At 42.5% G+C, this 13,753-nt stretch carries 9 protein-coding genes and 1 pseudogene; 4 read left to right on the top strand and 6 right to left on the bottom strand.

The window, feature by feature from the left end; translation table 11 throughout:
* Positions 1-1,467, top strand: a 1,467-nt coding sequence (locus BTW01_RS04250) for a collagen-like triple helix repeat-containing protein (protein WP_419724060.1), incomplete at its 5' end; no start/stop codon positions are given.
* Between the two features lie 139 nt (positions 1,468-1,606).
* On the opposite strand, the gene BTW01_RS04245 is transcribed toward BTW01_RS04250, so the two are convergent.
* Positions 1,607-2,713, bottom strand: a complete 1,107-nt coding sequence (locus tag BTW01_RS04245) for a glycosyltransferase (RefSeq protein WP_162101785.1) — start codon at positions 2,711-2,713, stop codon at positions 1,607-1,609.
* Positions 2,714-3,459: 746 nt separating this feature from the next.
* Here BTW01_RS04245 and BTW01_RS04240 point away from each other — a divergent pair.
* Entirely contained in the window at positions 3,460-4,596 is a 1,137-nt protein-coding gene (locus BTW01_RS04240) for a choline esterase (protein WP_162101784.1), read from the top strand.
* 326 nt (positions 4,597-4,922) lie between these two features.
* Here BTW01_RS04240 and BTW01_RS04235 read toward each other — a convergent pair whose 3' ends face one another.
* From BTW01_RS04235 to BTW01_RS04225, 3 genes and pseudogenes are all read right to left on the bottom strand, one after another.
* A complete protein-coding gene (locus BTW01_RS04235) occupies positions 4,923-5,186 on the bottom strand; it encodes a YnfE family protein (protein WP_162101783.1) in 264 nt (87 codons plus the stop codon).
* Between the two features lie 243 nt (positions 5,187-5,429).
* Positions 5,430-6,464 (bottom strand): annotated as a pseudogene (locus tag BTW01_RS04230) (glycoside hydrolase family 5 protein); the annotation flags it as partial.
* 311 nt (positions 6,465-6,775) lie between these two features.
* Positions 6,776-8,173: an alanine/glycine:cation symporter family protein gene (locus BTW01_RS04225; protein ID WP_162101782.1), complete on the bottom strand. Its 1,398-nt coding sequence runs from the start codon at positions 8,171-8,173 to the stop codon at positions 6,776-6,778.
* A 467-nt stretch (positions 8,174-8,640) separates the two neighbouring features.
* Here BTW01_RS04225 and BTW01_RS04220 point away from each other — a divergent pair, with 467 nt between their 5' ends.
* Entirely contained in the window at positions 8,641-8,994 is a 354-nt protein-coding gene (locus tag BTW01_RS04220; RefSeq protein ID WP_162101781.1) for a hypothetical protein, read from the top strand.
* Positions 8,995-9,019: 25 nt separating this feature from the next.
* Positions 9,020-9,145 carry a hypothetical protein gene (locus BTW01_RS18615; RefSeq protein ID WP_010330653.1) on the top strand — a complete coding sequence of 42 codons (126 nt, stop codon included), beginning with the start codon at positions 9,020-9,022 and terminating at the stop codon, positions 9,143-9,145.
* A gap of 51 nt (positions 9,146-9,196) precedes the next feature.
* Here BTW01_RS18615 and parC read toward each other — a convergent pair whose 3' ends face one another.
* Both parC and parE read right to left on the bottom strand, forming a co-directional pair.
* The gene (gene parC, locus BTW01_RS04215) at positions 9,197-11,617 is read right to left on the bottom strand and encodes a DNA topoisomerase IV subunit A (RefSeq protein WP_162101780.1); all 2,421 of its coding nucleotides are present in this window, start codon (positions 11,615-11,617) and stop codon (positions 9,197-9,199) included.
* A 2-nt stretch (positions 11,618-11,619) separates the two neighbouring features.
* Positions 11,620-13,587, bottom strand: coding sequence for a DNA topoisomerase IV subunit B (gene parE, locus BTW01_RS04210; protein WP_162101779.1), 1,968 nt, complete (start codon positions 13,585-13,587; stop codon positions 11,620-11,622).
* Positions 13,588-13,753: the final 166 nt, after the last annotated feature.

Genomic DNA, 13,753 nt, shown 5'->3' with positions numbered 1-13,753 from the left:
GATACCGGACCAACCGGACCTACTGGGGATACTGGACCGACTGGGCCGACTGGACCTACTGGGCCAACTGGTGATACTGGCGCTACCGGACCGACCGGACCAACAGGTGATACTGGCGCTACGGGACCGACCGGACCTACTGGGCCAACTGGTGATACCGGTGCTACTGGACCAACCGGACCTACTGGGCCGACTGGAGATACTGGCGCTACCGGACCGACCGGACCTACTGGGCCGACTGGAGATACCGGCGCTACCGGACCTACTGGGCCGACTGGGGATACTGGGGCAACCGGTGCAACTGGACCAACCGGACCTACTGGGGATACTGGACCTACTGGGCCGACTGGTGATACCGGTGCTACTGGACCTACTGGGCCTACTGGGGATACTGGCGCTACCGGACCTACTGGACCGACTGGTGATACTGGTGCCACCGGCGCTACCGGACCTACTGGGCCTACTGGGGATACTGGTGCTACCGGACCTACTGGGCCTACTGGGGATACTGGACCAACCGGACCGACGGGGGATACTGGCGCTACCGGACCTACTGGACCAACCGGACCGACTGGGCCTACTGGGGATACTGGCGCTACGGGACCGACAGGGCCTACTGGGGATACCGGTGCCACTGGACCGACTGGACCAACAGGAGATACTGGACCTACTGGGCCTACAGGTGATACTGGTGCCACCGGCGCTACCGGACCGACTGGGCCGACTGGAGATACCGGTGCTACTGGACCTACTGGGCCTACAGGTGATACTGGGGCAACCGGTGCAACTGGACCGACAGGGCCTACTGGGGATACTGGTGCTACCGGACCTACTGGGCCTACTGGTGATACTGGTGCCACCGGCGCTACCGGACCAACTGGGCCTACTGGTGATACCGGTGCTACTGGACCAACCGGACCTACTGGGCCGACTGGAGATACTGGCGCTACCGGACCGACCGGACCGACTGGGCCGACTGGAGATACCGGCGCTACCGGACCGACGGGGCCGACTGGACCAACGGGGCCTACTGGCGCTGCCGGATCACCCACACAAATTTTCTTTGGCCAAACAGAAACACAACAGCAAGTATATCCTCCATTGAACTCAGAAATGAACTCAGAAACAACAATTCTCACATTAACAGTTCCTGTAACAAGTGGCCAAAGAGTAAAGGTTGACCTATCAGCGCATATTATAGCTAACACTACAGAGAATTATAGTATTACCGGCTCTATTCGATTAAGGAGAAACGAAACATTGTTAGCAGAAATTCCTTTTGCCAGATCTGGGTCAAGCGCAGGGGCACAAAGCTTTGTAGTTTCCACCACTTATGTTGATACTGCAACAAGTACAGAGGATACGGAGGATAATGTATATACTGTTAATGTCATTATTACAGATCAATCAAATATAACAACAGTCGATGCAGCTACTCGAGCTGTAAATGGTGTACCATATGTATAAACTGCATTAAGCCTTTGACCTTTAATCGTTCAGCTTGTAGAGAAAACAATGTTTTTTCTACAAGCTTTTTTTGTTTTTTTAAAAAGACCTCCCACATCTTTTAGCTGATACTCTTTCATAGAATCGACAAGTGACCCATTTATCGATTTCCATGATGTTCATCATCAGAGCCAACTTGTTTCTGCAGAATATCTTCAAAGTATTTTTTGTTTGATAGGATTCTTGAATCATGGGGACGGTGTTGTAATGCTGATTCATTATGTTGGTAGGCAAGCTGATACTTGCCAAGCTTATCGTAGCAAATAGCTAATTGGAGGTGGGGCAGCCAGGTGGCGCAGGCACGATTTTGAAAAGCCAAGCTATCTGTGTCTTTGTTTTCTAAGGCTCTTTCATACCAATAGACTGCACTTTGAAAATCGTTTTTTTCTAAAAAAGAGAATCCCAGCCTGCAGCAGGTTTCGGCTCTAGGCGGCCCATAGACGAGCGTGTGAAGCACCCAGCTTAATTCTTTTTCCTTCAGCCCCAATGAATGATAACAATCTGCTAATTTATTGCATGCTCTAATATTATCTTCTACCCATCCCTGTTTTGTTTTCAAAAAACGCAAATAATACTCAATTGCTTTTTCTATTTTCTCATGATCATACAATTCATTCGCATAGTAAAATAAATCTCTTGGCGAAAAATCCTTTCCCGAAGAAGCCATGTTCTCATAAATCCGCAGATTTCTGTCCGCGTCATGACTAAGTGGCATGTGAGAAACTGCGACTTCACTGTGATAGAGGTTTCCATTAACTTCTAAATATTCATGGACGGTTCCAATCCACTTCAAACCATTTTCGCGTTTTACAAGTCTGTACCTTCTTAAGCTGGATGTGACGTTATGATCTTCATCAAACGCCAAATGGTATTTCATTGAGACTGCGTCAATGCGTGGATCAAGCGTTCTTTTTAAATCCAATAACAGCTTTTGGTCCTTCTCGGTAAAGATGTCATCGGCATCAAGCCATAAAATATAGTCGGCCGTTGCCTGCTGAAACGAAAAATTTCGGGCTGCCGCAAAATCGTTGATCCAAGCAAAATCAAAAATGCGGTCTGTATAACGAGCAACGATCTTTTTCGTCTGGTCAACTGAGCCGGTATCCACAATGTTAATTTCATCAACTATCCCTTGCACAGAATCTAAGCATCGTCCAATAACAGCTTCTTCATTTTTCACAATCATACATAAACTGATTGAAATCACATAGCCATCTCCGTTTCATCCTGTTTTTTCTTTATGACATGAACAAGCATGTAATCAATACGGGCATGTATTAATAAGTGATCCAAAGACTAACCAAATTGCCCGGCAAGGAACTAAAGTTTTTGTAAAAAGAGCTGTATGTTTGGTTCAGATCGGTGGAATGAGAGATGAGGGGATTTATGTTATAAAGATATTCAGGAAATAGGGGATTTATGTTGCGAGGTATTATGATGAAATGAGTGTAAGTTTATGAAACGCATAATAATAAAGAGAAAAATGCACCTGTATAGGCTATAGATAAATGGCAAGAATCTCAATCGAATCAAAAATTGAAAAAGGTCTTAGGGTAGGGGAAGCCACATAAGCCGCCGATCACTAATTGATATTTATTTAAGTCTGGTACACTGAAAGAAATATAAAATAGAGTAAGAGATAGCTTAATTAACATTTTGGCTCCCATATGAATTATGAGAAGTATCGCTGAAAGATTCTTTAGAACTCTTGAAGAAGATTATTTTCATTTAGGAACTTTTAAATTCTTCTTTAAGAAGAAAGATATGGTTTAAATCTTTTATAATGATATTCATATTTCAATACTATTTGGCATATGAATGGATTATCGGTATAGTGTGATTCAATTCACACTTCACACAATGTCAAAAACTTTCTTTTTGTTGCTCATCTTTACAGGGATAAATGTATGTATGTCATATTCACCACTTTTATTAATGAAGGGGAACAAGACAATGAAAACGTATGACGCATTTCCAGAACCAATCGGCCGCTATACTGTCGGTCGAACCCAGATGGATTTTGAGTACACGGCATCAGATCACTCAAAAAGAGAACTGACGGCGTTTGTGTACTATCCGTCCGACAGCAGCGAAGGTAAGAATACATCAACGTACATGTTTCCTGAGGTCTACGAGATGTTTAATGAGCAGCCACTTGTCACTGAGTTGAAGGATGTTTTCTCTATAGATATCAAGACCCAATGTTACGACGACCACGCTCTCTCCGAGAAGGAAAAGCGCTATCCGGTGTTATTCTATGTTTGCGGCGGGGGCGGTTCTCCAGAATGGGGTACAGTGATCTGTACAGACTTGGCAAGCATGGGATATGTTGTGGTAAGCATCGGCCATCAGAATAGCACGATGTATAAGCGTAAAGATGGACGTCTGTTTAATATATCAAAGGACTTTTCGGATGTCATTTTGGCGTTTTCTGAAGATCCGGAGATGCGGAAATTGTCTGGTAAGATGGAGATGCGGCCTGATGATGAAACGGCCATTGAAATGTGCCGTAACGTGCTTACACTGCCGATAATTAGCAAGTTAACAAAGTATTGTGAATTACAGGCGGAAGATGTAAGGTATGTAGCCGATTATCTTTACAAACTGGACTCTGGAGAACTAAATTCCATCTTTAAAGGCAGATTGTTGCTTGACATCGGCATGGGCATAGTCGGACATTCTTATGGAGGACCCACGACGGCTATTGTTTGCCGGGACGACGACCGATTCGTCTGTGGGATTGGCTTGGATAGCGGTGCGTTCGGCCTTCTCGACAGCGACCTGAAAAAACCCTTTTTGCTGCTGTTTTGTGAACCGAACTATAACATGAATGCGATCATTGGCGCTAACAATAGCATGGAAACCTATTATTTCTCTGTTGATCGTGCTGCGCATTTAGATTACTGCGACATCGTGTTTACCAGTGTGAATGAGGAAATCAGAGGCGAACGGGATGCTATGGAGATGCGAAATCTTATTACAGACTATACGAAGAACTTTTTTGCTCATTACATACTGCAGAAGACAGCAAATGTAGAAAGTCTGACATACGATGGCGTGCACTTGATCAAGAAGACCAGCAACAAGTGACAGAACCGAGAGATTGCTGATAGCTGATAAATGATGAAGAATTCAACTGAAACTGTAATGATTGGATAGACGAACAACTAACTGAAAAATCTTTATGACCGATTATATTGAGGACGTAAAGGTTTTTTTGATATTACAAACAAAAAGGGTGAAACTGTAGGTAAGATGAAAATTAATGCGTAAACGAAATTCGATTCTTCTAGTTTACATAATATATATTCTAGGAAGTAAACAAAATAAATCATTTCCTGTCTCAATAACTAAGTATACTTAAGTAAATGAGACAGAAGCAAAAATTTAAAATTTTACTGTTCAGTATGTTCAAATTAAAAAAATGGCGTTTTTAATTCATCATACACGGCTTCCAAATCCTCAAGCGTCATATCACCATAAGCACATTTAATAGCCGAGTCAGCAAATACATCATAGTCATAATCTGTAGAAAAATGTTGCTGTAGCTGTTGTTCGTAAACTTCGATCTGTTCTTTTTGATGTTGGACGTCTTTTTCCTTACCTGGATAGTCGGGGCCATTTACCGCATTACTCATTTTTTTAAACAGCATCATATACTGTTTCAGAGTTTCATCCACAACTTAAATCCTCCTTGTTTTGCTATAACGATAAGATGATGAAAACGGACACCATTGCTGATGCCCGCCAAAAGTTAAACTATTTGGGTTCTTTCCCAAATCAGTTTTCCATGATGATATCATGTGATATTTTTCGCCGTTTTAAACATAATTAAGCGAAATTATTGTTATTTTCCAAGTGTAGTTATGGTTCGATTTGGTTGCGGTTTTTTCTTCTCACTTGCTGTGAGACAGTTTTTCTGTTTCAGTTGATGTTTCAGGTCTGTACTTCGTCGACTTTTTGCTTGCGAGAATGCTTTCTCTTACAAATGTACCAGAATCGGTTAGTTGTGATAACGGCCAGCCGCCTGTTTTAGAGGCTCCTGGCTTTAAAGCTGAAGAGGTTTCCTGTTTATCGGAAAGATTCCAGTTCACCCAGCTGATATTTTTGCTATTGAGGTAATTGAGCCATTCCCGCGACTGGTCGAGGAATACGCCGCCATTTCCTGAAGCATCGCTTGTTCCCCATTCCGTCACAAAAAGAGGCGCTCCTTTGCTGAGAGCATAGTTTGCTTTATCACGTAAAGATTGGCCGTGTGTTCCAGCATAAAAATGAAGCGCATACATAACATTTGCATCCTTCAACTGATCATCGGCAGCATCATTCACATCCTGACTCCATGTACCTGTACCGACAATGATGGTATTGTCAGGATCATTTTTACGGATAACGGATATCACTTCTTCCGCATATGGTTTAATATCACGTTTCCAATTCACATCGCCGTTTGGCTCATTCGCAATTTCATAAATCACGTTTGGTGTGTTTGCGTAAAGGCTTGACATTTCCTTGAAAAATTCTTTTGCCTTCTCTTTATGTTGATTTGGATTGCCGTCACTTAAGATATGCCAATCAATGATGACATAGATCCCCAGCTCCTTTGCCGCTTCAACCGCTTCTTTTACTTTATTTTTCACAGATGGATGATCAATATAACCGCCCTCTGCCGTATACATCGCTGCCCGGAAAACCGTAATGCCCCAATCGTCTCTCAGCCATTTTAAGCTGTCTTTATTGACATAATCACCATACCATTGCAATCCGTGTGAACTGATTCCCTTTAGCTGTACCGCTTTGCCATCTTGATTGACTAGCTGTGTGCCTTTTATGCTCAGCTGCCCATTTATGGATACCGGGGTTTTTCCCCCTGCTGCAGTTGCTTTTGAAGCAGGCATACCGCTGATTGCTAGTAATACAATGAATAACACTGCAATTAATTTAGAGACTGAACGTTTCATATCATTTTTCCTCCTTTGAATGATGATGAAAAACAATAACTCTAGTAATTTACGCTCTCCTCCCCTTTCGCTTTTTTTAGCACGGTCTCATTGTAAAAATCTTTTATGTGATTGTCTATCAACCTAATTTCTTGTTTTTATGCAGGTAAAAGCCAATGAATTTGCTCTTTTTGTCTTATTTCAGGTTCTGCTCATACCTATGATCCCATGTAAAAAGTATGTAATTAGGACTTACACGTTACTTTCATGATGACTCAAAATATCTTAACAAACGAAAAGCTGCATTCAATTGATTGAATGCAGCCGGGTTTTTATGCTTCTTGCTTTTCATCTCCCCAAGTCTCAGTGTTTTTCAGACCAGGGATGTTTTTCGCCTTAAATACAGGATCAAGTCCTTGTTTACGCTGTTTTGCGTAATCTTTATATACTTTATAAGCAACGTTTGAGAGCAGCATAATTACAATTAAGTTAATCAGTGCCATGATGCCCATAAAGAGGTCCGCCATATCCCACACAAGCTGGAATCCTGCGACACATCCAAACACAACCATAGCAATAACTGCAATGCGGTAAATATTCAGCCAAGTTTTGCTGGTTTTAATGAATTCTATGTTTGTCTCGCCATAATAGTAGTTTCCGACAACTGAACTAAAAGCAAACAAGAACATTGCGATAGCAATAAAACCAGGCGCCCATCCTCCAATATGGTGACTCAGCGCAGCTTGTGTCACTTGGATGCCGTTCCCTTTTGGTGTTACACTGTACAGCAAAATGATAAACGCTGTAGACGTACATATGATAAATGTATCGAAAAACACGCCCAATGTTTGGATAAAGCCTTGCTTTGCCGGATGCGAAACATGAGCTGTCGCAGCCGCGTTAGGTGCGCTCCCCATTCCCGCTTCGTTAGAGAAAAGTCCGCGCTGTGCACCGATGACGATGATAGCCCCTAATCCTCCGCCGACCACTTGTTCAAATCCTAAAGCGTTTTTGACAATTGTTGCAATAACGCTCGGAAATGCAGCAATATTCGTAAATACAACAAATAAAGCTATGAGAATATAAAGACCTGCCATGACCGGAACAATCAATTGTGTTACGGCGACGACGCGTTTTAAACCGCCGAAAATAATAAAAGCCGTTAAAACAGCAAGAACGATAGCCACAACTGTTTTGTTCACATGAAAGGCGCCATCTAACGCTCCTGCAATCGTATTGGATTGAACAGCGTTAAAAATCAAACCGAATGATACGGTAATTAAGACTGCGAATACAATGCCAAGCCACCTGACTCCAAGGCCCTTTTGAATATAGTAGGCCGGTCCGCCGCGGAAATCGTTTCCGTCCTTCACTTTATAAAGCTGTGCTAACGTGCTCTCAACAAAGCTTGAAGCCATGCCTACAGCAGCTACAACCCACATCCAAAATACAGCTCCGGGTCCGCCCGTTGCAATCGCTAAGGCAACACCTGTTAAATTCCCTGTACCGACTCGTGATGCGGCAGAAATAAAAAACGCCTGCATAGATGAAACACCTTTATTTCCTTCCGGTTTCTCACCTACTATTCTGAACATTTCAATAAAATAACGGAATTGGATAAAACCAAAACGAAGTGTAAAAAATAAGCCAAGTCCTATTAAAATATAAAATAAATATTTCCAGATAAAATGACTTGGAATATTGATCAAGCTATTGAAAAAAGACTCCATATTGACCTCCCGTTTTCATCAATTCATAGTGAATTCATATTCGATGTTAGATTTTTTAACATAACGAGTCTTATTATATCACAATATGTCGAATTAGGAAGTTTTTTTATGAAGATTATTGTTCTAGCCTGAAGCTTACTCCTTTGTTCCCCGCTCTGTTATTTTCCTATGAATAAAGATATTTCTTGTAAGCTTCCCCTCCTCTTTCACAATGTAAGATGTCTTTCTAATAAATAAATTCATAAACCTTACACAACAATCATATCTTTTAAAATGTGTTTTTGTTCACAGCGACAACCGCTCATACATACACTAATAAAAAAATTCCTCTATCAAAAACAAACAGAAAGATATATACTTAACAAAGTGAAGTTTATTTTTAAATTTAATAAATCAGGTTTACTTCCAGCATGGATGAGGGTATTTTTATAAAAATATTCAGTAATATTAAAGGAGGGAGAGATCATATGAAAAAAGTAACGATACTGAAAACATCCATCTTATTCTTGGCGATTGCCAGTTTTCATTTGTTCTCGATTCCCCACGCCTTTGATATCGGTCATCATTACAAAGCTGTATCCGACCAGCAGGAAATGCATGAAGTAAAAGCCGGTCAACACGCTGATGATGAGAAAAAATCCATCACAGGGGCATTTGCGCTAACTGCTTTATGGGCAATGGCTGTTCGGCTTCTGACTGCTGAAAGCAAAAGCACAGGATATTCCCGCAGACGCCAGCGAAAAAAAAGCTTTATACTAGCCAAATTTTATCAATCGTCTTATTTCGACAAACTTCATGTTCAACATCAACCCATAATATAACAACCATATGAGGAGGCTGTTAAACATGTTGTTTATCTTGAGAATGGTGATTTTAGGCTTATTTTCTTTTACAGCGCTGAATTTATTTGTATGGCAAGGAATCGAATTTATTCATGCCTTTACAGATCTATTCACCAGTCATGAAAGCTAATTGCATAAACGAAACCCGCTCATGCATCGTGAATCGTGAGCGGGTTTTTTATTACTGTTCAGTATGAAGGCTCCAGACAGCTGTGACTATTCCTGACTCTTCTTCATCAATAAAGAAAGAGCCATTGCTGTATCTGTCATTTGTCCGTAGTTCTTTTGCCTGCAGTTCTTTCCTGTCACCTTTTTCGGTTTCCGCTATAAATCGCTGTTTGAGACCACAAGTAAACAATGCTACGACACGGTGAGGATTTTTCTTCAGTTCTCTCAGCATAACGACACCGCGTTTTGCACGGGATGTTCTTTCAAACTCAGAAAGACCCATGCGTTTCACTGCTCCCCGCTGTGTAAACAGAACAACCGAATCAGATTCTTGAAGTATTTCTCCGGAAACAACAAAGTCATCTTCCTTTAAGTTAATCCCTTTGACACCTGCGGCACGCGCGCCAACTACATTTACTTCGTCTTCTCCAAACCATAAGCCGTACCCTAGGTGAGTTGCCATAAAGATCTGGCTTTCTCCATTTGTTACATGGACATCAATTAGTTCATCTTCACCCTTTAGATTTAAGGCCACAAGCGCCTTAGAATAACGCTGTGCTTTATAATGGGTGAGCTCTGTCTTTTTCACCATACCGTTTTTCGTAAAGAACAACAGATACGCCGATGGATCAAATTCTTTTATCGGGATAGCCTTTACAATCGTTTCATCACCGTCAATGGTGATAATATTAGAAAAATGCTGGCCCATGTCCTTCCATCTGATATCTGGCAGCTGGTGAACCGGACAATAGATATAACTTCCTTTGTTCGTAAAGAGCAGCAGCACATCCGTCGTATTCATTTCAAATTGGTGCAGCATCCTGTCCGTATCTTTCATTCCGAAATCCTGGCCATTGGAAGCGGCAAATGAGCGCTGGCTCGTCCGTTTTAAGTAGCCGTCTTTTGTAACGGTTACATATACATCCTCAGACGCAACCATGACTTCAAGGTTAATCTTAATTTCCTCAATTTTTTCTTCAATCACAGATCGTCTCGTGTCTGCATATTTCTTTTTCAATGCCTTTAAGCTGTTTGTGATCACTTTTAACAGCTTTTTATCATTGCTTAAAATCGACTCGAGCTCTTCAATTTTTTTGCCGAGCTCTTCTGCTTCCTCTTTCAATGCTGTGATATCAGTATTGGTTAAACGATATAACTGCAAAGACACGATAGCTTCAGCCTGAGGCTCTGTAAAGTCATATTTCGCGATCAAGTTGTTTTTAGCGTCACGTTTATCGCTTGAAGAACGAATTGTTGCAATGACTTCATCCAAAATGGACAAAGCTTTCATAAGCCCTTCTACGATGTGATGTCTGTCTTTTGCTTTTTGAAGCTCATATACGGACCGGTTTGTCACGACTTCCTTTTGGTGGCCGATATACGCATCTAATATAGACGGCAGACTCATGAGCATTGGACGGCGATTGTGAATAGCCACCATATTAAAGTTATAAGTAATCTGCAAATCGGTATTTTTATATAAGAAATTCAAAATGCCTTTGGCATCCGCTTCTTTTTTTAGTTCAATGACTACTCTCAGCCCAGTTCGATCTGTTTCATCGCGAACTTCAGAGATGCCCTCAACTTTTTTATCAATGCGGTACTCGTCCATTTTTTTCACGAGGTTGGCTTTGTTGACTTCAAATGGGATTTCTGTAATGACGATTTGTTCACGTCCGCCTCTGATTCCTTCAATTTCAGCTTTTCCGCGGATAATGATTTTTCCTTTTCCGGTCTCGTAAGCTTTCTTTATGCCGTCAACACCTTGGATAATACCGCCTGTCGGAAAATCTGGCCCTTTAATGACTTCCATCAGTTCATCAACAGAGCAAGATGGCAGTTGAATGCGTTTAATGACGGCATCAATGACTTCTCCCAAATGATGCGGCGGAATGTCTGTCGCATATCCTGCTGATATCCCTGTCGACCCGTTCACCAAAAGGTTTGGAAACATTGCCGGGAGCACGACAGGCTCCTTGCTTGTATCATCAAAGTTCGGTACAAACTCAACCGTGTTTTTGTCAATATCCCGCAGGAGCTCAGAAGCGATTGGAGATAACCGCGCTTCTGTATAACGCATGGCTGCCGGAGGGTCTCCGTCGATGCTTCCGTTGTTCCCATGCATTTCAATTAACACATTTCGCACTTTCCAATCCTGGCTCATCCGCACCATTGCTTCATAAACCGAGCTGTCACCGTGCGGATGATAGTTACCGATGACGTTACCGACCGTTTTGGCAGCTTTCCTGAAGTTTTTATCAAACGTGTTTCCATCTGTATGCATCGCGTACAAAATTCTGCGCTGTACCGGCTTTAAGCCGTCTCTCGCATCAGGAAGCGCCCTGTCTTGAATAATATATTTACTGTAGCGTCCAAAACGGTCGCCGATCACCTCTTCTAATGGTAAATCATGAAATAATTCTGGCTGTGACAACATTAAACCTCCTCAGCGACCGATAAGTTTTCATTTTCCAAAATATTGCTTTCTTCATCTAAGCCGAAAGCGACGTTTTTCTCAATCCACTTTCTGCGCGGCTCGACTTTGTCTCCCATTAGCGTCGTGACACGTCTCTCAACACGTGCCGCATCATCGATTTTAACCCTAACAAGCGTACGGGACTCCGGATTCATCGTCGTTTCCCATAACTGGTCTGCGTTCATCTCCCCAAGACCCTTATACCGCTGAATGGTGTAGCCTTTACCGACTTTTTTCAGGACATCATCCATCTCTTCATCAGACCATGCATATTCAATGATCTCCTTTTTCCCGCTTCCTTTACTGACCTTATATAAAGGCGGCAATGCTATAAACACTTTGCCATGCTCAATGAGCGGCTTCATATAGCGATAGAAAAAGGTAAGAAGCAGCACTTGAATATGAGCGCCATCCGTATCTGCATCAGTCATAATGATGATTTTGTCATAGTTGATATCATCGACTGAGAAATCCGCTCCGACTCCCCCGCCGATCGCGTGAATGATCGTATTGATCTCTTCATTTTTAAAAATATCGGCAAGCTTAGCTTTCTCTGTATTAATAACTTTACCGCGTAAAGGCAGTACCGCTTGGAATCTGCGGTCTCTTCCCTGCTTGGCTGACCCGCCTGCAGAATCTCCCTCAACGAGATACAATTCATTTTTTGCCGGGTTTCTCGAACCGGCAGGCGTCAGCTTACCGCTTAATGTCGCTTCTGATTTTTTTCGTTTTTTGCCGCTCCTTGCTTCTTCACGGGCTTTACGTGCCGCTTCACGCGCCTGGCTCGCTTTGATTGCTTTTTTAACAAGAAGCGTTGCAGTATCCCGATTTTCCTCTAAGAAGTAAGCAAGCTGCTCAGAAACAATCGCATCGACTGCTGATCTCGCTTCACTCGTACCGAGCTTTCCTTTCGTTTGTCCTTCAAATTGAAGAAGCTCCTCAGGAATCCGAACAGAAATAATGGCTGAAAGCCCTTCTCTTATATCAGTGCCTTCCAGGTTTTTATCCTTTTCTTTCAGCAAAGCCACTTTTCGCGCATATTCATTAAAAGCACGTGTCATCGCTGTTTTTGCACCCGACTCATGAGTTCCGCCATCTTTTGTTCTGACGTTGTTAACAAACGATAAAATGTTTTCAGAATAGCCGTCGTTAAACTGGAACGCAAAATCCACTTCGATTGAATGGTGCTCTCCCTCAAATGAGACCACTTCAGACAAGGCGTCCTTTTCCTCATTTAAGTAAGCGACAAACGCTTCTATGCCGTTTTCATAATAAAAGACCTCATGCTGGCCATTACGCTCGTCAATCAGCTCAATTTTTAATCCTTTTAATAAAAACGCAGATTCTCTTAAGCGCTCAGAAAGCGTTTCAAAATTATAAGTTGTTGCGCTGAACATCGTGCGGTCTGGCTTAAAATGCGTGAGCGTTCCCGTCTTTTTTGTTTTGCCGATTTTTTCGAGAGATGTGGCCGGTTTTCCTCCGTTTTCAAAGCGCTGCTGATAAACGAAACCGTCCCGTTCAATAGTGACCGTCAGCCATTCAGATAAAGCATTCACGACTGATGCACCGACACCGTGAAGCCCTCCGCTTGTCTTATAGCCGCCTTGGCCGAACTTTCCGCCGGCATGAAGCACTGTTAAAATCACTTCAGGGGTTGGTTTGCCGAGTTTATGCATTCCGGTTGGCATGCCGCGGCCTCTATCCTGAACAGAAATACTGTTGTCTTTATGTATTTTGACGATAATGTGATCTCCGTGGCCGGCAAGCACCTCGTCGACAGAGTTATCTACAATTTCATAAACCAAATGGTGCAAGCCCCGTGCGTCGGTAGAGCCAATATACATCCCCGGCCTTTTTCTAACGGCCTCAAGGCCTTCGAGCACCTGTATGGCATCTTCATTGTAATCAAATTGCTGTTTTCTAGCCAAACGTACAAACCCCTTTCAAAAACTAACATTGTCTTTCTCTTTTTCAGTGTTACACATCAATTGTATAAAGTATTTTTTATAAACCTCGTCTCGGTGCCGGTACTGTCTTGGACTCCTCATTATAACCAATATGTATGCAATCACAACATAGAGCTAACGAATCAGT

Source organism: Bacillus sp. SKDU12, from assembly GCF_010093085.1.
Classification (GTDB): Bacteria; Bacillota; Bacilli; order Bacillales; family Bacillaceae; genus Bacillus; species Bacillus mexicanus.
Note: the sequence above shows the minus strand (reverse complement) of the source record. Positions and strands in the feature narration are given on the sequence as shown.

Excerpts from the sequence above, each read along its gene's own strand:
- BTW01_RS04240 (WP_162101784.1), top strand. The coding sequence starts at position 3,460 with ATGAAAACGTATGACGCATTTCCAGAACCAATCGGCCGCTATACTGTC.
- BTW01_RS04225 (WP_162101782.1), bottom strand. The coding sequence starts at position 8,173 with ATGGAGTCTTTTTTCAATAGCTTGATCAATATTCCAAGTCATTTTATC.
- BTW01_RS04220 (WP_162101781.1), top strand. The coding sequence starts at position 8,641 with ATGAAAAAAGTAACGATACTGAAAACATCCATCTTATTCTTGGCGATT.
- BTW01_RS18615 (WP_010330653.1), top strand. The coding sequence starts at position 9,020 with ATGTTGTTTATCTTGAGAATGGTGATTTTAGGCTTATTTTCTTTTACA.